Below are 21,618 nucleotides of genomic sequence, written 5' to 3'. Positions count from 1 at the left end.
CTGAGGTTGGTCTTAATCTCACAGAAGGGACGGGGAATATGAGAGGAACATTTCAAATGGTTACAGATACGGCAACATTGTGCCTGTATGATCTGGCAGCGTTAAAGCACCGTTTCGAGGATACTTCGGATTGGTGGTCCATACCGGAAGATGAGCTGAGTGAGGTGAATGCAGGCCATTGTCTGTTCCTGAATCTGGGTGCGGATGGAGTGTATGAGGTGGAGTGGAGCTTGGAGGATGCAGAGGTGGAATCAGATTCAGATGACGTAGTGAAACGGGAAAAGGTATATCATCTGCAAGTTCCGTCTGGGCACGTCTATCTGGGAGCGGCTGATGATGTTACTGGCGGGGAACTGGAGCCGGATGAGACGTGTGAAGGGGTCATGTTTCAGCTAAATCCCGGAAACTATGCTTGTATCATCTCCAGAGAAGCCAGTCGGATCGCAATTGTCATGACTCCAAGTACTCAGGGGAAGAACACGTTGGCTGAATTAATCCGGATTTAATGTACATAGGTGAACAGGAGGGATTCATATGCAGGTTTGGAACGAGACACCCTTATTGGACACAGATACCCTGCGTCAACGGATGAGAATACTTGCCGCACTGGATATCATATTTTCGGAGGAAGACTGGCTGCGTGTACATCATTATGAAAAAGAACTTCAGCCAGGTGTGGCATGGGGAAGCATCGATAATGGCGCAGGTGATCATCTTCATGTTTTATTTACGAATTCAGGCACGTTGATCAAGGGATTTGATCATGAATCACCTTTAAGTCCGCATGCTCGTGAGGATGGAGAGATCTACCCGGGCATGTACGATGAAGCGCCGAAGACATTGATGACTGTTCTGCGGGATCATGAGGAGACATTGGATCTGGAGAATGTGACCTTTTGCCTATGGCAGGAAGGGAACGACTTGTCATGGAAGGTTGGTAACTGGATTCAGTTGGCGATGGCCGAGGAAGGTGAAGCAGACGCCAGAGGTGGTGCAGAATTTTTGCTGCAGTACTTGAATAAAGACTCGGAAGATTACGTGGATTGGGCCAAAGGGTACTATGATATGCCAGACCTACCGTTGGAAGCTGTAGCTGAGATATATGAAGAAAAACCGGTGACTGCCAGCCTGATTAAGCAGTTGTGTCCTGAACGAAATGTGGCAGCCGCACTGGATGAGTTGCAGCACCGCGGGTATGGCGTGGAACGAACGTGATGGAGTAGCAAAGGAGGTAGGTAGGCCGTGTACACTGAACAGTTAGAACGTATGCGTGAAAAGTTAATCAATCTCCGAAGTCTGGACTCGAAACTGGACCTATTCGGCGCAGAGAGCCATGAATATGAGATATCAGCTGTATGGACACAGGAGGATATTGCACAGTTCGAGCAGAAATGGCGAATTAAGTTGCCGGAGGACTATAAGGTATGGCTTCTACATATGGGGACGAGTGGTGCAGGGCCTTATTATGGTCTGGAGAACCCGGATGACGGTGTATACGCTGTGCTTGGTTATGATGATGAGCTGAATGCGATCTCGGACCCTTTTCAATTCACGGAAGCATGGAACTGGAACTATGACTGGTTCGATGACAGCAAGGAAGAAGAGGAATGGTATGCTCTGGAACACGAATATTTTGATCCAAAATGGTCGGCAGGCATGCTGCGCATCAGTGATTTTGGTTGTGGCATCTCCATGAATCTGATCGTTAAGGGAGCCTCCTACGGAGAGATCTGGGTTGATGACCGGGCTAACCGCAATGGAATTTATCCTGATCAGTATTGGGGCAATACGAATCGACTGCATTTTCTGGACTGGTATGAGTTGTGGTTGGATCGTTCGATCCAGCAAATGCACGAACAAAAGCAATCATCTGGAGCAAACGAAGTCTGAAGGAGGTTATACATATGGGCTGGGAATATGGGATCAGAACAACGGAACCTGCGATTTTACCTGAAGTTGTGAAGCGTTTGGCAGGTGTATTAACGTTTACCGAAGTATATAGTTTGGAACACCAAGCCAACGGCTTTGTATTAAAACGTGAAGATTCATCCTGGCCTACAGCCCTTGAAGTGTGGATAGAAGAGGCATCCGGGTTGGAAGAGGTTGCGGACGGGGATTCGTATATCTACTGTTTGTTTCATATCTGGGGTGAAGAGGGCCGGAGCTGGATGCAGCAGATGGAGATGGAAACCAGGCAGGCTGATGGCGATTTAATCTGGTTTGAACTCTGATTAGTAGTGAAATTGCATGAACAGACGTGATCCTATTGCTAAACAATCAAAGAGAACGATTCCTGCGCTCATCTATCCGTATCGGGGTCCGCAGCGAAATGTGGGATTTGTATTATCCCCTTTATACATAATCGGTAATTTGTAAAAGAGTTAATCTTGTTTGGATTGTTCATACGTGTACATCATTCGGTATTTAGACGTTGAAACTCTTATGTAAAAAGCTCCCTCAGGTGATGGCGGAGCTTTTTTTGATGAGCCAATAATAAAACCGTTTGCTTCACTCACCCGTCTTATACCATAGAAAGAGAGAGAAGGAGGGATGCGGGGTGGAAACAAAAGCAGAGCTGAACCAGAGGATCTATGTACAGACCGAAGATGAGACGGTATTTGTGCAATCCATTATGGAACATCAAGATACGCTCATTTCCATTGCCTACAGTTACCTGCGTAATCGGCAAGATGCGCTGGAAGCTGTGCAGGAGATGACGTGCCGGGCTTGGGTTAAACGTCGCACGCTGAACAATGAGAAGGCGTTCAAGTCGTGGATCATTCGGATACTGATCTATGTCTGCATCGATGAACAGAGGCGCCGCAAGCGGGCGACACCTCTCGCCAAGGAGGAACTGGGGGACAGCATTCCGGCCTCTTGGATGATCAGTGTTGATGATAATCGAATTGCGATGGAATCTCTTTTGCAAAAGGTGAAACCGAAATATCGCCATGTATTATTGCTGAAATATTATAACGACATGACACTGACAGACATTGCCTCCATCCTAGGCAAACCGGAAGGGACAATCAAGACCTGGCAGCACAAGGGACTCCAGCAGTTGCGCAAGTTGATGAAGAACAGGAGGGATTGGCATGACCACTAACCCGGAGGAGAAAGCACTTCTTGCAGACGCATATCAGGTGAAAAGAGAGAAACAACACTGGAATTCGGCGGATACAACTGCGGCAATTCAACGTGGTCTCGCGAAGGCCAGAACCAGACGATCAGGTCGGAGCGTTCGTATCCAATGGATTACGGGAGCTCTGGTTACGGTCCTGGTAGCAGGATGGTTTCTTGTGGGGCCTCTTGGGAGTTATGGGCAAGAACAGGCAACATATACTGAGCCTATAGCCAACTGGGGCGTACTTGAACCCTTTCGTAGCCTGCTAAATTCGGATATGGACAGTGCTACGATTACTTCAACGCTCAATAACGGTTATGTGCAACTTGTAGATCAGACGGTTACATCGGGCATATATGCGTTTACTGTGAATGCAGTTATGGCAGATGAGAATCGAATAACGGTATTGTATACCGCCAGAACGGATGCTTCGCAGCAGATGTATTCGACTGTCAATATGAAGATGATGGACGCTTCGACAGGAGACTTGCTTGACAATGGCGGTGCAGGAGGTATTCATCTTTCCAAGGATAAGCATACCATTTATGGCCGGAATACAATTGAGCGAAGTCGAAATAAACCGCTGCCTGAGCAAGTAAATCTACAATTCCAGTTGTCCTCAGTTGTACCAGATGTGGTGAATCATGCAGAAAAAGGGGAGAAAGAACGAAAATATAAATTTTCCAAAAAGATGAATATTTCTTTCCCACTGGATCCCAAGTTTTCTATCCCCAAAACGGAAGTCATTAACGTTAATCGGACTTTTACTCTCGGAGGTTATGAGGTCTTATTGTCGGAGGTGGAGGTGTCTCCGCTAGTAACTCGGGTCAAATTTGTCCATGCACCTGATCAAGAGATTGATTACAAAACGAAGTTGTCGCTCAATGAGATCGTTCATCCTATCGAAATCATATCGATCTCCAGGAATGGGAAGCAGACCAAGTTATCCATGGTAGGTGGGAGTGGAACGGAAGACGGAATGATGTATTCTTTCAGCAGCAATTTTCTGGATAATCCGGAGTCAATGGTTTTAAAAATTCGTGGCAAACCAGATAAGGTCTATGATGATTTACAGGAAGCCCAGAAGGATGAACTGGAGATCAAAATCAAATAAATAAAATAGGATCGATGGTTGAGATGAAGTCATGGCAATGGTTATGACTTCATCTCATTTTTTTTGTTTTTTCACGATATCTGATCTGCTGTTGCATAAAAGTGAGAATTGTTGTCTTTTTGCAGTTTTTGTATTGTCACAGCCGAAGTTACACGATATAATCGATTTGTCTTTAAGGATAATATTATAAAGGATGGTGAAATTTTGAAGAAATTTTCGATGCTGTTACTCGCTATAACTCTATTGTTGATAACTGTCTCCACAGCCCCGTCTACATATGGTGCGGCCAGTTATCCAAACACAGGTACAAACGGATTGACTGGTTTTGCAGGCAGTGCCAAGAATGAAAATGGTGTATCCAAGTCAGCTACGACAGGTGGTAAAAACGGTCAGGTGGTTTATGTTAGTAATCTTAATGACCTGAGAACACACATGGCGGGCTCTACGGCCAAAATTGTCGTCGTTGAACAGAATATTTCCTCCTCTACGTTGCAAAAGGTTGAGTTTGGAGCGAACAAGACACTGGTAGGTTCCTTTGGCAAACATACATTAACGAATATTCATTTCAGATCCACAAGCAGTTCAAGCAATGTAATTTTTCAGAATCTGACTTTTGAACACGCTTCCAATATTAATGCCAATGATGATATCCAGATGTATATCACTTCAGGCTCCAATTACTGGATCGATCATGTAACGTTTGCGGGTCACAGCTACAGCTCTGGCGGTAGTGATCTGGACAAACTGCTGTATATCGGTGACCGCGCCGATTATATTACGATTAGCAATTCCAAATTTGCAAACCATAAGTATGGCGTTATCCTCGGTCATCCGAATGATGGTAACAGCAGTTACAATGGCGTCCCTCATGTGACGATGTCCAACAATTACTTCGAAAACTTGTATGTACGTGGTCCTGGACTTTTAAGATACGGTTACTTCCATCTCAAAAACAACTATGCCAACAACTTTAATCAGTCCATTACTATTGGTGAAAAAGCACGGATTTATTCCGAAAACAACTACTTTGGTGCAGGCGCTGAAAAGGGCGGCATCCTGGATGACAAGGGAAATGGAGAGTTCACGGATAGCGGCAGTACGCCAGCCCTGACAAGTCCGATTTCTCCTAAAACGAACTGGAGACCAAGCTCCAATTACAGTTATCAGGTAGAGAGCGCCAGCTACGCGCGTGAGTTCGTCACCAAGTATGCAGGCTCCTCCAATACGACACTTGTGTTCGGTAAATAATTAATTATCTTGATAATCAATTAGCGATTGACTAAGAAGCCTTTCTTGTACGTAACAGCGTATAAGGGGGCTTTTTATGTTTTTTTTATACGGGAGCGTATTAAATAAAAGTTAATATTTAATTTTGTATTCGGAATACCGATATACATAATGTAGCGCTGCTTTCATATTTGTGAAGTAACATTGTACTATGGCGGTGGCCTGAGCGTTGCGTTGAAATATGCACGGAAGCAAACCATTAAGAGGCCGATGTGAGTGCGAGTATGCCCTACAATCGTAAACTTATTTTATCTAAAGGACGGGGTATGCATGAATCGTATTGACGAAATTATATGGAAACGGAACAAGATCATCAGCATCATTTTGTGGGTTGTGTTAATTGTAGGATTTTCAGTAGCTTTAATTGAGCCCAAATTATTTATTTCCAACGGTATTGTGATCTTGTATGGAATCTGGCTCGCATACGCAAACGCCAAAAAGAAGCATATTCATCTCATTCCTTGGGTGAACACGGTGCTCATCTCGTTGTGCGGGGTATTCGCCGGATGGGGAAGCGTTGAACCGCTGCTTGCTATGCTTATCTCTTCAATCTTGCTTATTTATCCAAACAAAAAATGGTTTATCATCGGATTTTCGGTTATGCTCGCGAACAATATTCTTCAACTTTGGATTATTCCTACAACAACTCAGGATCAGTTCGTAACTAATGCAATTAATGTAGGACTATTCGCCGTTGCGGGTGGAATCTTGTTGATGGTGTCCTATCTGAACCAAAAGCTCTTTCATGAAAGTGAAAAAAGATGGAGCGAGGTCGAAGCGTCGCGGACCCGGGTGGAAACGATGCTTGAACGGGTCAAGGAGTCTGTTGGCGGGCTGTCTCGTTATACAGATCAATTGAAGCAAAAGGTGGATTCAACAGGTTCCATTACCCATGAAGTGACCCTGGGATTCAGTGAGGTTGCCAAGGGTGTGGAGTTCCAGGCGACCAGTGTGGCGGAAATTTCGGAATCCTTATCCGTATCGGATCAGCATATTAAGGATGTTGCGCTGTATTCCCAGCAGATGAAAGAGGTGTCTGCAAGTATGGCAACGAGCACGCAAACAGGAAGCGAACATCTGAACCAACTGAACAGTCAGATGCAAGACTTATATGAAACGATCAATACAACGGCGAGTGACATGCAAAAGTTCAATGAGGAAAGTGAATCCATGACGCTTATGCTGAACAGTATAGCGGATATCGCAACTCAGACCAACCTGCTTGCGCTCAATGCAGCCATTGAAGCGGCTCGTGCAGGCGAGCATGGACGCGGATTTGCGGTTGTATCCGAGGAAGTGCGCAAGCTGGCCGAGAGCTCGGGTCAATCCGCGAGTGATATTTCAACCATCCTGTCTCGGTTAAAAGGACAAACGCAGGCACTAACAGATCGCTTCGAACGTATTCGTCTATCCTTACAACAAGGAAGAGACAGCGTGCAGACGGCAGACGAAGTGTTCCGTACGATCAACAGCAACTCTCAGCATGTGTTGAATCAAGCGACAGATATTGAGACGAGTTCGGCAACAATGAAGGAATCTTCTACTAGAGTAGTGAATGAGGTTTCCGAGATTTCGAGTGTAACGGAGCAATCCAGTGCAGCGGCAGAAGAGATTCTGGCGAGCATGGAAGAACAGCGTAACTTAACACAGAAGATGGTGGAGAGCTTCGGAGAACTGGAGCAGCTGATTGTGAACCTGAATGAGTTAGTCTCGGATCATCAGGCATCTTCCGTGGAGAATAAACTTTAATACCAGATTGTTGAAAGTTCGTCTGTGCGTATTTATCGTGCTGGACGGGCTTTTTTCATCTGGAGTATAAGTTGATGCCGACAATTTTTTCCGATACAGTGTTGTGTAGAGTGTGAAGAGGATGGTGGAGAACGAACTATGAATTGGGTGGAGATTAGCAAATCCAAAGATGTGGAGCAAGTCAGAGAAGCTGTCGGTGTCTTGGATATCAACGAACAGGATGATCGCGGGCGTACACCGCTGATGCTCTTTTTGACAAATCGTATGCCGATTGAAGCGATCCGTTGTCTTCTCGAAACAGGTCCTGACTTGGAACTAGAGGACAAAGGGGATACCGCGCTGAAAAAAGCGGTGAAGTTCAAGCAGCTTGAAGCCATTCCGTTATTGATTGAACATGGAGTCAAACTGGATGCTCCCCATGGAATTCAGGCTAGTGCCTGGAACGCAGCCAGACGTAACCCGGATATCGCAGACATGTTACTGGACACTCAAGGAGCAGTCAGACTCAAGCTGACCCAGGCGGAACAAAGTGTTGTCGATGAAATTTTGTACGAGGAGTCTCCAGACAAGGCGGCTGCCCAAATCCGTGCACTGAATTCAGCTGTACTCCTTCATGCCATCGTGAACGGGTACAACTGGGACGACAGTCCTGAGCCGATGATTGCAGTGTGTGAACATTCCGAATGTGCAGAGATTACGCGGTTAGACATGGCAGAACTGCTGGATGCGGACTACTGGCTTAAGATGGATGAAGATGAAGTCAACGAGAGAGAAGATGGTCTGGCTTATCGTCAGCTGGCAGAGCGATTATCCCAAAGAGGCTAGATGAGAGAATCCAAGGTTGAGTAGTGAATTCAATGGAGTAAAAGGTATATAAGCCAGAGAGCCAGAGTGGATCAGTTGCAGGCTGGAAGTATCGAACATTTCTATATGATTGAGAGTGGGAAGCAGCTCTGTCGACCGAAAAGGAGTATGAATAGCTATATGGTTTGTGTACAGATGATGTTACCTTATGGGGGAGTAAAAGGTTGAAGAATAAAGCAGGGAACGACAGATCGGGTTGCGATCTACATACATATGAGGTTAGGAATGACAATTGCATCGAACGTGTGCGTCTTTATGATCAGCATTCGTTCAAAGACATGGACTGGCCCGATACGGAGGACGGCAGATATGCCAGAGCTTATCTGGAACCCATCTTGCAGCAAGGGTCCCGGAGTTATATGTCCAACGTGGAGACCACAGTGCTGCTCGCCCGGATCGACGATCTCGTTATTCCACTGACGGTGAATGATGCAGAGTATGATAATGCTTACGTCTGTTCGCCATATACGCATTACGTGAGTTACGCGAAGCAGGAATTGAGCATGTTGCAGAAACCCGTGTTGGAAAAAGGCCTTAGTGCGCTGCTCAGTCTAATCGGTTGGGGAATGAAGCAATCACAGATTAACAAAGTCGTGCATGTGAACAACTGGCTGTTGTCCACCAATCTCTATCCAGCCATGTCCGGTGAACAGGCAGAATGTTTGCTTGCAGTAGTACAAGAGAGATACCCGGAGCACGTCATTGTATTTCGCTCCTTGTGTTCGGGACTTCATCCCGATCTGACGGCGAGGCTAACCGAAGTGGGGTGTCGACTGATTCCGAGCCGACAGATCTATCTGTACCAAGCGAATGATCCGAATTTTGGCAACTCAAAATCGCGCTGGCTCTTGAAGAGGGATTACGAATTGTTGGCCAAGCACGAGTATGAATTTGTTTCCGAAGTAGAAATGACAGATGCAGATATTCCGCGAATCGTAGAGTTGTACAAGCGGTTATATCTCGAAAAATACTCCTATCACAATCCGCAGTTCACCGAACGGTTCATTGCTGCTGCGATGGCATCAGGAACACTCAGGCTGTATGGACTGCGAAAGAAGGGGCGCTTGGACGCGGTCATGGGTTATTTCTGCCGAAATGGAATCATGACAACACCGTTGTTCGGTTACGATACAGCGGTGTCCCAGTCCGTCGGACTATACCGCATGTTATCCGCCTGTCTGATCAGACAGGCTCGGGAGAACGGCCATCTGTTGCATGAGAGCGCGGGAGCAGCTCAGTTTAAGCGCAATCGGGGTGCTGTGGCGGATTTTGAGTATTCGGCTGTGTATGAGCGCCACCTTCCATGGGGCAGACGCTGGTGCTGGATGCTGCTTGATCGGTTGCTGAATCGCATAGGTGTGCCGCTGATGCGCCGCATGAAGCTGTAAACAGACACAATAACGTTTTACGCTGCCCTAGGAGGGGGGCATACAGGTTTGACTGCACACATGTACAAACAACTGGTTATCGTGATAGGCACACTCCTATCACAATCGCCTAAATTAGACATGCTCTGCGAGTTGCACCTCGAAGCCATCTGGATCTGTAATGTAAATAAACCGTAGATGCGGATTGGGCTGGATGGGGCCGCGTACAATCGGAATATTTAGCTCTGCCAGTCGTTCCATCGCTTCATCCAGCGAGTTCACCTCATACCCGATCGACACGCCAGCCTCTGGTTTAAGAACGGATTCACTGCCCTCAATCAGTTCCAGCTTGGTTTCATTCTCCATGCCGAGCATGGCAATCTGCCTTCCGCGGCTTTCGAATCTGCGCTGAATGGGAAGTCCGAGCATGTCGTGATAGAACCTGAGCGAAGCTTCCAAACTACTGACCCTCAGCGTGATCCAGTTTAATTTGATCAACATGGGTGAATTTCTCCTTTTTCTTGCATGATATGTATTTTGGTTACGTTCATTATACGATAGGTGCTACCAGGAACCTACTCCTTATCAGCAAACAATAAAATAGCTGCCGAGATATTCGGCAGCCAAATCGTATAATCTCCGTTCGTTCCGTTGGTTCTATCAATTATTGAATGAGATCCACTGCACCTTGTGGTACAAATGCCTCTAAACCGTTATAGACAATGACACCTTCCAAAGCTTTCTTTTTGCCGTTCACCAGTGCAATATTTTTATAGATTTGCAGTTCCAGCTTGGTGTTGCCTTTGGTAACGAGGATCTTTGGATTTTTGGCGTCAGTGAGATCCAGTTTGTATGTTGCGCCTTTGGCTGTAAATGCCTGTTTGGCAGGTACAAACAATTGTTTGTTCACGCTGTCCAGATCGAGATCCAGTACACGTGCCATATATTTGGCGACATCCGTGTTATCGATTACCCCGAATGGACGGTCATTGTTGGGAGCATACGTGTAAAGTACGACATCTCCACCTGTATGACCACCGGTTGTCCAACCAATCCCTGCCCGTTTGCTGATCATTGGACCGATTGCATAGTTAAGACTACCCGGCTCAGCCGTTTTAATTGTGGCAATCTCCTTGGAAGTCAGATCGGTAATGCCATAGTATTGTTTCATCACTGCTTTGATGTTTGTACGCTTGGCATTTAGCTTCGCTTCAACACCCTCACCTGTCAGTTTGGCCTTTTTCAAAGGTCCGATAAATGTGGACAACGGCTCTTTATCATATGTGCCAGTTGTGGAGGCATTACCAATCGTGAGTCCACCGTTCTGGTGGTCAGTTACAGCCACAACCGCAGTCTCTCCATCCGTTTTGGCAAAATCCATGGCTACTTTTACGGCATCATCAAAAGCCAGCACATCACTGATAATACCAATCGGATCATTGGCATGAGCTGCCCAGTCTACTTTACTACCTTCAACCATCAGAAAGAAGCCGTCTTCGTCTTTGGACAGAACTTCAATCGCTTTGGATGTCATCTCAGCAAGACTTGGTTGCTTCGCTGGATCACGGTCCATATTGTAAGCCATGCCCGCTGGTGCGAACATCCCCCACAGCTTGTTCGAATCGGATGCTTTCATTGCAGCCGGTGTAGTGACGTAATCGTAACCCAGTGCTTTGATGGACGAAACCAGATTCTCGCCGTCTTGGCGACCCGCAGGCTCAAGGTATTTGCTACCTCCGCCCAACACAACATCCATGCCATTATAGACTTGTTGTTTACTGAGGGCATCATAGTTTTTCCGATCCGGGTAGTGAGCAGAGAAGTCCGCGGGTGTGGCGTGCATAATCTCGGATGTGGATATAATACCGGTTGCTTTGCCAGCTAGTTTGGAAGCCTCCAGTACAGAAGCGACCGGTTTTCTTGCGTCTCCAGGCGCAATCGCCTTTTGCCCAGGCATCGTAGCTTTGTCCGGCAGTACACCGACGAATCCGGTATGCGATTTGTAGCCTGTTGCAAAAGCAGTTCCAGCAGGAGCCGAGTCCGCAATCGGCGCATCTGCAGAGTGTGTACGAACCATGCCGCTTGCCATGGAATCCAGCGTCAGGGACGAGCCCTTATACCAACGAGCCAGAGCAGTGGCATCGTTAGCCATGCCGTCGGGAATGAGAATAATCACATTTTTTATCGGTGATGCAGATGTCTTTGAGGTGGTGTCTTCCACAGCCCACGCTGCACTTCCTCCTCCGAGTGTAGCTGTAACAATTGTTGTCACCGCGAGCATCATTTTGGCTGCACGGACATTAAAACGGTTTAACATGAATGCATCCTCCTAGAATATATGTATAGTTTGTTTTGTATCCTGAGCCCAGTGTATACAACCAATGCTAAACCAATGTATGAAATGGATTAACTATATGTAAAATTTACGATTAAATGAAAAAAGATGGACTTTAAGCGAACTGTAATCTGTTTTGTTATATCGTCGGTTCTGTATATAATTAAGACTTATAACCCACGGAACATTCGGAGCGATATGATCTATGTTGAATTGTGGCGTGAGAGAAGGAGGGGTGTAGATGTATCGAATCGGAATCGTAGGGCCGAGGCCATCCATTGAGCGAACCATGCGTGCGTTGCAGGGACACAATCTGGGGGCGAGCTACGAGCCATATGCCTATGAACATGCAAGAGAAACGGGAGACATCATTAGACGAAGTCGGGAGAATGTACACGGATGGGTATTTACGGGGCCGATTCCTTATCTGAGTGCTCAGGCTGAACTTTCGGAAAAAGAACATGCGATATACTGCCCTCCTACTGGGGCCAGCTTGTATAAGGCGATGCTTCAGGCCATTTACACCTTGGACAGTCCGGTGAAAGATATCTCCATTGATATGACGGACAACGAGAGCTGGGGGTTGATGGACAGTCTGGAAGAGCTGAATATCTCACAGGAGCAATTACGTAAATACGTGTTTTCCATCGATTACGATGTGGAAGAAATGATCGGGTTTCACGTGCGGCATTGGCAAGAGGGGATTACCAAAGCAGCGATTACCTGTCTGTACGCGGTGTATGAAGGTCTGGTGGAACGCGGGGTACCCGTCTTCAAAATTGATTCAACCAAGCAGGAAACGGTTCAAGCCGTACGTATGTTAATAGAACAGATTCGCAGTTCAGCGTTCAAGGATAGTCAGATAGGTGTGCTCATGATTGAGATTGATCGATTACATGAAGCGGGAGAACTGTCGACGGAGCGGTATCAGTTGCAGTATATGGAGCTGAAGATCAAGGGAGTGCTGCTGCGACACTGTGAACAAATTGATGGATCACTTCATCAGGACGGCACCGGAAGGTACCTGATGTATGGTTCGAGAGGTGTGATGGCCCGTAGTATGGATTCACTGCATTCGACCATGCAACAGTTGGAGCTGGATACAGACTTGCCTTCCTTCGGCGGGATTGGGTTCGGGGAGACGGCATTTGATGCCGAACGACATGCACGTAAAGCTATTCAGTACGCCAAGGATGATGAGGCTGGACGGATTATTATCTATGAGACGGATGGAACCATTGTCGAGGCGGCAGGAGAAGACCACGAATTATCCTACGAAACTTATTCAAGTGATATTGAATTGCTGGAACAATTGAACAAGGCAGGCGTCAGTATTCGTACATTCCAGAAAATAAAGGCCTACATACGCCGAATGGGCAAAGAAGAATTTACAGCCGGTGAGTTGGCTTCAGGGCTCTCCATGACCATCAGGCACGTACAACGTATTATGGGCAGTCTTACTGCTTTTGCACTGGCCGAAATTGCTGGCAATGAGCTGAATACAAGGCGCGGAAGGCCTAGTAACCGTTATCGTCTCTTGCGTTAGGTTAGCGAACATAGAACAAATTACTAAAACCGATGATGCAACCTTATGTCTCATGTCCGTGTGGAGAGGACAAAATGACAAGGCTGGCTCAGCGGTTTTTTTATTTCCAGTGTTAAAATACATAACACAGGTATTGAACTTTGTGCGGGGATAATTATATAATGTCCTAAAATTACGACATTTTCGTTAAATGTACGTTAATGATCTGCTAACGGGGACAAGACCTTCATCAGACTTGTTCAGTCTATCCAGAGGCAGTTCCATCACAGTCAGGGGGTTGTTTGCATGGTCAAAGCGGACAGACAGGAGAACACAGGACTTTTTGGTTGGGTAGAGAAAGTAGGGAACAAGCTTCCCAATCCGTTTTTATTGTTTATCTATCTCATTGTCGCCCTGATGGTTGCCACACTGGTGTTATCGCTCTTTAATGCGACGGCACATAACCCGATTGATGGGGAACAGGTACATGTCAAGAACTTGCTGAGCAGGGAGGGAATTCAGTGGCTGTTGCCGAATGTGGTCAAGAACTTTGCTGATTTCAAACCACTGGCATCCATCCTGGCTCTGGTGCTGGGCATTGGTCTGGCGGAGAAGGTGGGTCTTCTCGAAGCGGTTATGCGTAAAATGGCTGTTCGGGTACCTGCGCGTTACGCCAGTTATCTCGTCATTTTCATCGCTTTTTTCAGCCATGTGTCCTCAGATGCAGCGCTTGTGATCATGCCTCCGCTTGGAGCGCTGATCTTTCTCGCGGTAGGCAGACATCCGGTTGCCGGATTGATTGCCGCCATTGCTGGGGTTGGCGCAGGTTTTACAGCCAATATGCTTATTGTGACCACCGATGTATTGCTGTCAGGCATTAGTACTGAGATTGCAACCTCTGTAGATCCCAATGTGGGCGTTACGGTTCTGGATAACTGGTACTTTATGTCCGCTTCAGTTATTGTGCTGACTCTCGTTGCCGGGTTCATGACGGACAGATTCCTGGAACCACGTCTGGGCCGTTACGAAGGGGAGCGAGTGTATAAGCTCGAAGCACCGACACCTGAAGAAAACCGGGCATTACGTGCATCGGGGATTGCTGCATTGCTTTTTATCGCAGTCATTTCATTCATGGTGATCCCTTCGAATGGCGTTCTTCGTAACCCGGAAACGGGAAGTGTTATGGGTTCGCCTTTCCTGGCCGGGATTGTTCCTGTCATTTTACTGTTCTTCTTTACCGTAGCGCTGACTTACGGCATTAAACTGAAAGTGATCCAAAATCAGAACGATCTGCCAAAACTGCTCATTGAACCGATCAAAACGATGGCTGGTTTTATCGTGATGGTGTTCCCGTTGTCCCAATTCGTGGCGATGTTCAACTGGAGCAACATGGGCAAATTTCTGGCACTTACAATTACCGATTTGCTAGAAAAGACAGGCATTAATGGCATTCCGGTGGTGATCGGATTGATTTTCCTGTCGGCATTGCTGACGATGTTCATCGCAAGTGGATCAGCGATCTGGTCCATTCTTGCCCCGGTATTTATTCCAATGATGATGCTGCTTGGATTCCATCCGGCATTCACTCAGGTTATTTTTCGGGTATCGGATTCGGTCGTTATTCCATTGGCTCCGGTATCGCCTTTTGTACCGCTGTTCGTAGGATTTCTGCAGGAGTACCGTAAAGATGCGAAGCTGGGAACGTATTATTCACTGATTTTGCCATATTCGATTGCATTCTTCTCGGTGTGGGTGGTTATGGTCATTCTATGGTACGCCTTCAACTTGCCACTTGGTCCGGGAGTAAACGCAAGATTGTAGGGGATCAGCAGAGCAAGCTTAGTGACGTATAACGTTGAATGAGTCGTGTAGGTCTGAATACACGATCAAATAGATAGAGGTTGGAGAGAGGGGAAATAACATATGATGGATATTATCGCACTTCGCCGGGACCTGCATGCACATCCTGAACTGGGATTTACGGAATTTCGTACTGCGACCAAAGTGGTGCAAATCCTGACGGAACTGGGGTATAGCGTCACTTACGGAAAAGATGCAATTGATGACACATCACGGCGCGGGTTGCCGAAGCCCGAAGTCTTGGAAGATGCATATCAGCGTGCCCTCCGTGAAGGTGCAGATCCGGTGATCGTGGAACAGATGCGAGGAGGATTCACCGCCGTTGTTGCTGAAATTCAAGGGGAGCAGGAGGGGCCAACGACAGCGTTCCGCTTCGATATGGATGCATTGCCGATCCGTGAGAGCAAGTTGGAACAACATGCACCGCAAGCAGCACAATTTCGTTCCCGTCATGAAGGCATTATGCATGCCTGTGCACACGATGGGCATACAACGATCGGACTGGCGCTTGCAGAACGGTTGAGTAACCGGAAGTTTGCCGGCAAGATTCGGCTGTTATTCCAACCTGCCGAAGAAGGTGTGCGCGGAGCATATGCCATGGTTGAAAAAGGAATGCTAGAACAGGTGGATCGCCTGTTCTGTATGCACTTAGGTACCGGTGTGCCATCCGGTCATATTAGAGGTGCGTCTGCCGGATTCCTGGCAACGACCAAGCTGGAAGCACATTTCACCGGTGTATCTTCCCATGCAGGGGCTACACCGGAGGAAGGCCGGAACGCGCTGCTGGGCGCAGCGACCGCCATGCTCAACATTCATGCACTTCCCCGCTTCAGCTCAGCAGATACCCGGATTAATGTAGGCATTCTGGAAGGTGGAACAGGGGCTAATATTATTGCTGAGCATGCCCGCATGGTTATTGAGACACGTTCGACCAGTGAAGAAACGAATCGAGAGCTGGAGCGCCGCGTGCGGAACATCATTGAGCATAGCGCAGCCATGCACGAACTAACCGCTTCCGTTGAAGTGGTTGGAAGTGCCATCCCGATTCGATGTGATATGGAACTTGCAGAGCTTGCGGTTCAGCAAGCGGAAGGCATCGCTGGTTTCACCCATGCGGAGGCTATTTCGGATAGTGCTGCTCTCGGCAGCGAGGATGCCAGTTATATGATCCGGCGAGTCCAAGAGCAAGGTGGCAAAGCCACGTATATGATTGTTGGCAGCGAGTTACCTGCCCCGCATCATCATCCCGAATTTGATATTGATGAAGCGGTATTGGCGCCTGCGGTGGAACTGCTGGAGAAATTGGCACGTACCCTGCAAACAACAGATCTATAGGATGGTCGATATTCATGACTAGGAGTTAGCTGTCTGGATCATCAGGATGGAAGCTAAGTTCAGGCCCGCATGAAAAGTGCGGGTTTTTCTGGTTAGCCCTTGTATGGAGAATAAGAAGATGATAAAAAAGATATTGCGAACGCTTACATTATGTGCTAACATCACCATAACAACAGGATTGTAACCGTGTAAGGGCAATACCTGTGTCAGTTCATTCGTTGGTTCTTTGTTCATCAGATGAATGATTGCGTTTACATTCTCATATGGAATGAGCCTCATTCCTCAGGGTTGTTACTGATTGCAGGCAAAACCTGAATTGAGGGCAGCAGATCACGCTAAAGCGATGTCTGTTTGCCTTCGGTTCAGGTTTTTTTATACAAAAAATGCCTGAAGGCATGACTGCAAGCGTCGTTGCGGATATTTCGAGCAGAAAGGAGTGCAGCAGATTTAGTTTTCTGAAATAGAGAAATAGACTCATCCAGACATTGGAATACTGATTCAAAGATGCACATTTCCAATGCAATTATCCCATCACACACTATTTGACAGCGAGGAGATTGTTGACATGAAAAGCATTAAACGTTCGATTGCCATAGCAACCATTCTGGGTTTATGTGTATCCGGGTTACCGGCATATGCAGCAGGAAATACAGCAACCTCTTCTTCAGCAGCGATGGACAAGCTGATCCAATCGGAGCTTATTCGTGGTAGCGGTCAAGGTGTTAATGCGGCTTATTTGAATAAAAAAGCTACACGCATTCAAGCCGCAGTACTGTACTTGCGTTTGTCCGGATTGGAGAAAGAAGCACTCACCTATCAGGGATCGGTAACGTATGACGATGCGGCTCAGGCAGGAAAAGTATTGCAACCGGTCGTTGGTTACTTGAAGCAGCATCCGTATGTGGCTGAGATCGTAACGGGAACGGAGAAATTTGAGCCTAATGCACCCCTTACAGCGGAAGATTATGCCACAATGCTGTTGAAGGTGCTTGGATATGAAGTAGGTACGGATTATGAGCAAGGGGCTTCTTCCACCTATGCGGCTGGGAAAGGAATCAAGGCACTTCAAGGGAAGGGAGCGAGTGAGCTTACCAATCGACTGATGGCCGAAGCAACTGCACAGGCTTTGCAAATACAGCTTAAGAACGGCAATGGAACCTTGGAGCAGAGCTGGTTGAAACATAAAGTAGCTGGCGCGTTCAAACCTCAAACGTTGCAACAGACCAAATATGGTGCGATTGAGGGCAAAAAATATGAGCAATATGGCACGCTCGGCTGGCTCGGTGTTCCATACGCCGCACCTCCGGTAGGTGAACTGCGTTGGAAAGCTCCACAAGAACCTGAAGCTTGGGCAGGAACTAGATCGGCTAAGGAATTTGCAGCGAACAGCTTGCAGATCTCCGGCAAGAATACAGTAGGCAGTGAGGATTCACTGTACCTCAATATCTGGCGTCCTGACACAACCAGTTCTAAACTTCCGGTGATGGTGTTCCTGCACGGTGGCGGGAATATGACCGGATCAGGTAAAGATTTTCAGGGTGAACAGCTTGCGCGGAGCACCAACAGTATCATCATCTCCGTGAACTACCGTCTGGGGGCCCTCGGATTCTTCGAGAATGCAGCGCTGAAAACCGGCAATGCCCTGGATGACTCCGGTAACTATGGTCTGCTCGACGCATTCCGTGCACTGGAGTGGGTACAGGATAATATTGCAGGGTTTGGCGGAGATACAAGCAATGTTACATTAGCCGGACAATCTGCTGGTGCGCGTGATGTGCTGGCAACACTGATCTCTCCGCTTAGCAAAGGACTGTATCAAAAAGTTATTGCTTTCAGCGGAGGATTAACGACAGCATCACCGGAAGAAGGCGAGCAAAAATCCGAGGATGTACTTGTGAAGCTACTCGTGCAAGAGGGGAAAGCGGCTAACGCAGAAGAAGCAAAAGCATGGATAAGCAAGCAATCTCCGGCACAGCTGGAGAGCTACCTGCGTGCACTGCCGGCGGACAAGCTGGTCACAGCGTTTGGTGCAACCGCAATCCGTATGGAGCCATTCCCGCATCTGTTCCGGGACGGCACCGTGATTCCAAAAGAAGGCTTTGAAGCCATCCAGAACGGCAATTACACGAAAGTTCCTGTATTACTGGGCAGCCTGGAAACGGAGTTCTCCGGATTTGCCTTTGGTGATCCAAACTTCGCTCCAGCTATTGCGGATGGAACGCTGTTCACCGATGAAACCAAGGCGGAGCAATATGCTGCTGCTCTGAAATACGGTAGTGAAGCTTATGCAGGCTTTAATGCAGAGCGTGTCGCGGAGCAATTGACCAGTGAAGCCGGTCAGCCGCCGGTATATGCTTATCGTTTTACTTGGGGTACACAACCTGGGGTCATCTCTGAGCGTTTGCTCACGTTACTGGGCGCACCACATGGTGCGGATATGGACTTCTATACAGGGCACGCCGATGGCATTGCTGCCTATTTCCCTGAGGGATACTTTAGCGAGACGAACAAACCAGGACGTGATGAGTTGTCCATCGCGATGGCAGCATACCTGAAGCAGTTCCTGTACACAGGCAATCCAGGTACGGGTGGTTCCCCTAATCTTGCGGCATGGACACCTTGGACGAAAGATGCACAAGCACCGATCATGCGTCTGGATGCAAGTAATACAACGGCAGAGATTGGCATGTCCACACAATATAATCAAGGCAAAGAAGCCGTAATGGCGAAGATGAAAAAAGAATTGTCTGAAGAAACATACAAACTGTTGACTGAAAAAGTGTTTGCAGGCCGTTTCTTCTGGGAATAAGGATCACCGGGTAGGAAGGGATATATAGATAAAAGGTATATAGATAAATTGAAAGCCAAGGGAGCCTATTCTCTTGGTTTTTTGTACTGTTCGTCATGCTTAAATATGGTATTGTTGTAAATATAAATTAATAACATCGAGAGGGGAGACGTGTACATTATGGATGGAGCTAGCTCTATAGGAATTGCTGGGATTATAACGCTATTAATTTTCTTTATCATGATGGGTCTTGTATTATATCTGATCTTCTATCTTGTGATGAAGCGGTCTGGCGTGAAAGAGGAAGTATCCGCATTAAGGATGGAAGTGCGAGTGTTACAAGAGGAAGTAGAGCGGAACAGGCGGGAATTGGAGAGTATAAAGTCTCGTTAACCGTCTGTACGTACTATATGTAGATACGTGGATTAGCGTGTTCAATAGTAAGAGAGGATAGGGGCTCTTTGCCCCTTCCTACTCAATACAGCCTGAAACTGTTTATTTCAGCCTTAGCGGGCCACGTATGCGTCATCTATTTCTTGGCAAAAAAACTAAGTGTTCCGGTGCTTTCATCAGCACTCACAAACAGGCTGCGTCCGTTAACCCGATGAATGCCTTCTGGTGACTCTCCGGCTGTAGGAATCAGACCCAGATAGTTCGGATTGACGGGATCAGCAAGCTCGAAGAACAGAATGGCATCTGCCCGTTCGGAAGCGACCGCTGCATACGTTGTGCCGTCCACCGTAGCCACGGTCAGATTCTCCACTTCGCTGCCTTTGTTGGGACTGCGATCATCCGGGTACAAGCCAACCATGGCGGTTGCCGTGTCAATGAGGTTTTGGCTATCGTACATCCGCTTGCCTTGCAGATCCCAGACAGCAATATTACGTCCGCCTGCTTTTACCCCATCCTCAAATTCATTCTTGCCCAAGTCTCCTTCATTCGCTGTCAGCAGGTATTTACCATCTGCCGAGAAAGCAATCCCATCCGGTTCGTAACGAGCTGTCAATGTTTCTTTAAACTGAATCATGCCATCATCTTTCAGATCCGCTTGATGTGAGGTGGTACCGAGAGCGAAGATGGAGCTGATCTTTTTGGTCTCCAAATCTACGATGGCAACGACGTTGTTCTCCTGTAGCGTGATGGCTGCAGTTTTGCTATCCGGACTAATGGCAACATACTCCGGTTGTGGATCATGCGGATAGATGGCGCCTTCAACATGGTCCAGAGATACCGGCAAGTTCGTGATTTCACCTTCCAATACGTTCCCACCAGCAAAAGATACAACCATAATGCTACCCGGACGTTTGGCGTTGGCATAGTCAATTTCATCGCCAGCTTTATTCAGCTCTTCGTCTTCTATGGCAATCACCGCATGCAGACCGTCAGGAGACAGGGCAATCGAGTCAGGACCAATACCGAGTTCATATGTTTTTACAGTTTTGTAGGTTGTCAGATCCACTATGGCAAGCAATCCTTTGTTTGCTTCACTGTCCGTATCCCCGGTACGAATAACAGCCAGACCGTATTTGCCGTCTTTGGACACGGTTACACTGGTGACTTCAGCTTTGGCAGAGAGCTCATGGAAGCTGACTGTTTTCAATACGCTGATATTTTTCAAGTCAGCAATGTTCAATACAGAAATGCTGCCATTGTCCGCTTCGGTTACGAGCAGGCGCTGTCCATCTGGCGTAGAGGCTGATATTTCTGCTTTGCCACCGGGCATCTGAAACGATGCGGTTCGTTCAAAACCGGTTTTATTTTGTTTCAGGATCAGTTGATCCGTAATTAATTTTAGCGTTTGGGAAGATACATACGTTGTACCTTTGGTGATGTAGCTTTTACTGTCCAAAGGCGTTTTTACCCCGTTAATGGTTGCTGAGAACGTTCCTATAGGAAGTTGGACTTTAGTATCTGCGATCTGGATATCAACACTGCGACTGTTTTCGTTCCAGGTGACCGTACCTTGCATATTTTGGATGGCTGTACGCAGTGCAACTTGATCGTTGGCAGATTTAGTTGCATCAGCGGCATGAATCATGGATGTGTAGCTGGTTGCTCCTGCGCTAAGAATGGCAGTCATCGACAGAACAGCAAGCCATTGATTTCTCTTTTTCAATGTTCCAGATCCCCTTTATCGTTTCGTGTTGTGATGGTGTGTGCAATTGTTTTCAGACATGGCCTAGTATAGGGGTGAAATGTTAAAAAGAAATAAGAGAAGCCAGCAAGTTATGTAAAACATTCATATGTTATAGTCAGACAAAGTCAGAAAG

The 21,618-nt window shown here is 47.2% G+C and carries 18 protein-coding genes; 15 read left to right on the top strand and 3 right to left on the bottom strand.

Going from position 1 to position 21,618, the window contains the following annotated elements:
* Positions 1-38: 38 nt before the first annotated feature.
* The 10 genes from MKX40_RS22825 (at position 39) to MKX40_RS22780 (ending at position 9,526) form a co-directional block, all read left to right on the top strand.
* Positions 39-506, top strand: coding sequence for a DUF6386 family protein (locus MKX40_RS22825; RefSeq protein WP_339236501.1), 468 nt, complete (start codon positions 39-41; stop codon positions 504-506).
* A gap of 28 nt (positions 507-534) precedes the next feature.
* Positions 535-1,215: a hypothetical protein gene (locus tag MKX40_RS22820; protein WP_339236498.1), complete on the top strand. Its 681-nt coding sequence runs from the start codon at positions 535-537 to the stop codon at positions 1,213-1,215.
* 27 nt (positions 1,216-1,242) lie between these two features.
* Complete coding sequence (locus MKX40_RS22815; RefSeq protein ID WP_339236495.1) at positions 1,243-1,890, top strand: SMI1/KNR4 family protein; 648 nt, start codon at positions 1,243-1,245, stop codon at positions 1,888-1,890.
* 14 nt (positions 1,891-1,904) lie between these two features.
* Positions 1,905-2,231, top strand: coding sequence for a hypothetical protein (locus tag MKX40_RS22810; RefSeq protein ID WP_339236492.1), 327 nt, complete (start codon positions 1,905-1,907; stop codon positions 2,229-2,231).
* Positions 2,232-2,557: 326 nt separating this feature from the next.
* Complete coding sequence (locus tag MKX40_RS22805; RefSeq protein WP_339236490.1) at positions 2,558-3,106, top strand: sigma-70 family RNA polymerase sigma factor; 549 nt, start codon at positions 2,558-2,560, stop codon at positions 3,104-3,106.
* Positions 3,096-4,238, top strand: coding sequence for a DUF4179 domain-containing protein (locus MKX40_RS22800; RefSeq protein ID WP_339236487.1), 1,143 nt, complete (start codon positions 3,096-3,098; stop codon positions 4,236-4,238). The genes MKX40_RS22805 and MKX40_RS22800 overlap by 11 nt, the downstream gene beginning before the upstream one ends.
* Before the next feature lie 219 nt (positions 4,239-4,457).
* On the top strand, positions 4,458-5,486 hold the full coding sequence (locus MKX40_RS22795) for a pectate lyase (protein WP_339243164.1): 1,029 nt from the start codon (positions 4,458-4,460) through the stop codon (positions 5,484-5,486).
* Between the two features lie 309 nt (positions 5,487-5,795).
* Positions 5,796-7,274, top strand: coding sequence for a methyl-accepting chemotaxis protein (locus tag MKX40_RS22790; protein ID WP_339236484.1), 1,479 nt, complete (start codon positions 5,796-5,798; stop codon positions 7,272-7,274).
* A gap of 138 nt (positions 7,275-7,412) precedes the next feature.
* Positions 7,413-8,099, top strand: a complete 687-nt coding sequence (locus MKX40_RS22785) for a DUF4274 domain-containing protein (RefSeq protein WP_339236482.1) — start codon at positions 7,413-7,415, stop codon at positions 8,097-8,099.
* 203 nt (positions 8,100-8,302) lie between these two features.
* A complete protein-coding gene (locus tag MKX40_RS22780) occupies positions 8,303-9,526 on the top strand; it encodes a GNAT family N-acetyltransferase (protein ID WP_339236480.1) in 1,224 nt (407 codons plus the stop codon).
* 114 nt (positions 9,527-9,640) lie between these two features.
* Here MKX40_RS22780 and MKX40_RS22775 read toward each other — a convergent pair whose 3' ends face one another.
* Positions 9,641-10,006 (bottom strand): VOC family protein, encoded by a 366-nt coding sequence (locus tag MKX40_RS22775; RefSeq protein ID WP_339236477.1) that lies wholly within the window; start codon positions 10,004-10,006, stop codon positions 9,641-9,643.
* 163 nt (positions 10,007-10,169) lie between these two features.
* On the bottom strand, positions 10,170-11,789 hold the full coding sequence (locus MKX40_RS22770) for an alkaline phosphatase (protein ID WP_339243163.1): 1,620 nt from the start codon (positions 11,787-11,789) through the stop codon (positions 10,170-10,172).
* A 292-nt stretch (positions 11,790-12,081) separates the two neighbouring features.
* Here MKX40_RS22770 and MKX40_RS22765 point away from each other — a divergent pair, with 292 nt between their 5' ends.
* From MKX40_RS22765 to MKX40_RS22745, 5 genes are all read left to right on the top strand, one after another.
* Positions 12,082-13,386 carry a hypothetical protein gene (locus MKX40_RS22765; RefSeq protein WP_339236474.1) on the top strand — a complete coding sequence of 435 codons (1,305 nt, stop codon included), beginning with the start codon at positions 12,082-12,084 and terminating at the stop codon, positions 13,384-13,386.
* A 285-nt stretch (positions 13,387-13,671) separates the two neighbouring features.
* Entirely contained in the window at positions 13,672-15,186 is a 1,515-nt protein-coding gene (locus tag MKX40_RS22760) for an AbgT family transporter (protein ID WP_339236471.1), read from the top strand.
* A gap of 102 nt (positions 15,187-15,288) precedes the next feature.
* Positions 15,289-16,560 carry an amidohydrolase gene (locus tag MKX40_RS22755; RefSeq protein ID WP_339236468.1) on the top strand — a complete coding sequence of 424 codons (1,272 nt, stop codon included), beginning with the start codon at positions 15,289-15,291 and terminating at the stop codon, positions 16,558-16,560.
* A gap of 565 nt (positions 16,561-17,125) precedes the next feature.
* Positions 17,126-19,369, top strand: coding sequence for a carboxylesterase family protein (locus tag MKX40_RS22750; protein ID WP_339236465.1), 2,244 nt, complete (start codon positions 17,126-17,128; stop codon positions 19,367-19,369).
* Between the two features lie 159 nt (positions 19,370-19,528).
* Complete coding sequence (locus MKX40_RS22745) at positions 19,529-19,741, top strand: hypothetical protein (protein WP_339236462.1); 213 nt, start codon at positions 19,529-19,531, stop codon at positions 19,739-19,741.
* 136 nt (positions 19,742-19,877) lie between these two features.
* Here the strand turns inward: MKX40_RS22745 and MKX40_RS22740 are convergent, their stop codons facing one another.
* Positions 19,878-21,464 (bottom strand): stalk domain-containing protein, encoded by a 1,587-nt coding sequence (locus MKX40_RS22740; RefSeq protein WP_339236460.1) that lies wholly within the window; start codon positions 21,462-21,464, stop codon positions 19,878-19,880.
* Positions 21,465-21,618 lie beyond the last annotated feature (154 nt).

The sequence above is a fragment of the Paenibacillus sp. FSL R5-0517 genome, from assembly GCF_037974355.1.
Classification (GTDB): Bacteria; Bacillota; Bacilli; order Paenibacillales; family Paenibacillaceae; genus Paenibacillus.
Note: the sequence above shows the minus strand (reverse complement) of the source record. Positions and strands in the feature narration are given on the sequence as shown.

Bases quoted from the DNA above. Each gene is read 5' to 3' on its own strand.
- MKX40_RS22825 (WP_339236501.1), top strand. From the start codon at position 39: ATGAGAGGAACATTTCAAATGGTTACAGATACGGCAACATTGTGCCTG.
- MKX40_RS22795 (WP_339243164.1), top strand. From the start codon at position 4,458: ATGCTGTTACTCGCTATAACTCTATTGTTGATAACTGTCTCCACAGCC.
- MKX40_RS22745 (WP_339236462.1), top strand. From the start codon at position 19,529: ATGGATGGAGCTAGCTCTATAGGAATTGCTGGGATTATAACGCTATTA.
- MKX40_RS22775 (WP_339236477.1), bottom strand. From the start codon at position 10,006: ATGTTGATCAAATTAAACTGGATCACGCTGAGGGTCAGTAGTTTGGAA.
- MKX40_RS22800 (WP_339236487.1), top strand. From the start codon at position 3,096: ATGACCACTAACCCGGAGGAGAAAGCACTTCTTGCAGACGCATATCAG.
- MKX40_RS22755 (WP_339236468.1), top strand. From the start codon at position 15,289: ATGATGGATATTATCGCACTTCGCCGGGACCTGCATGCACATCCTGAA.
- MKX40_RS22765 (WP_339236474.1), top strand. From the start codon at position 12,082: ATGTATCGAATCGGAATCGTAGGGCCGAGGCCATCCATTGAGCGAACC.
- MKX40_RS22790 (WP_339236484.1), top strand. From the start codon at position 5,796: ATGAATCGTATTGACGAAATTATATGGAAACGGAACAAGATCATCAGC.
- MKX40_RS22750 (WP_339236465.1), top strand. From the start codon at position 17,126: ATGAAAAGCATTAAACGTTCGATTGCCATAGCAACCATTCTGGGTTTA.
- MKX40_RS22770 (WP_339243163.1), bottom strand. From the start codon at position 11,789: ATGATGCTCGCGGTGACAACAATTGTTACAGCTACACTCGGAGGAGGA.
- MKX40_RS22820 (WP_339236498.1), top strand. From the start codon at position 535: ATGCAGGTTTGGAACGAGACACCCTTATTGGACACAGATACCCTGCGT.
- MKX40_RS22785 (WP_339236482.1), top strand. From the start codon at position 7,413: ATGAATTGGGTGGAGATTAGCAAATCCAAAGATGTGGAGCAAGTCAGA.
- MKX40_RS22810 (WP_339236492.1), top strand. From the start codon at position 1,905: ATGGGCTGGGAATATGGGATCAGAACAACGGAACCTGCGATTTTACCT.
- MKX40_RS22760 (WP_339236471.1), top strand. From the start codon at position 13,672: ATGGTCAAAGCGGACAGACAGGAGAACACAGGACTTTTTGGTTGGGTA.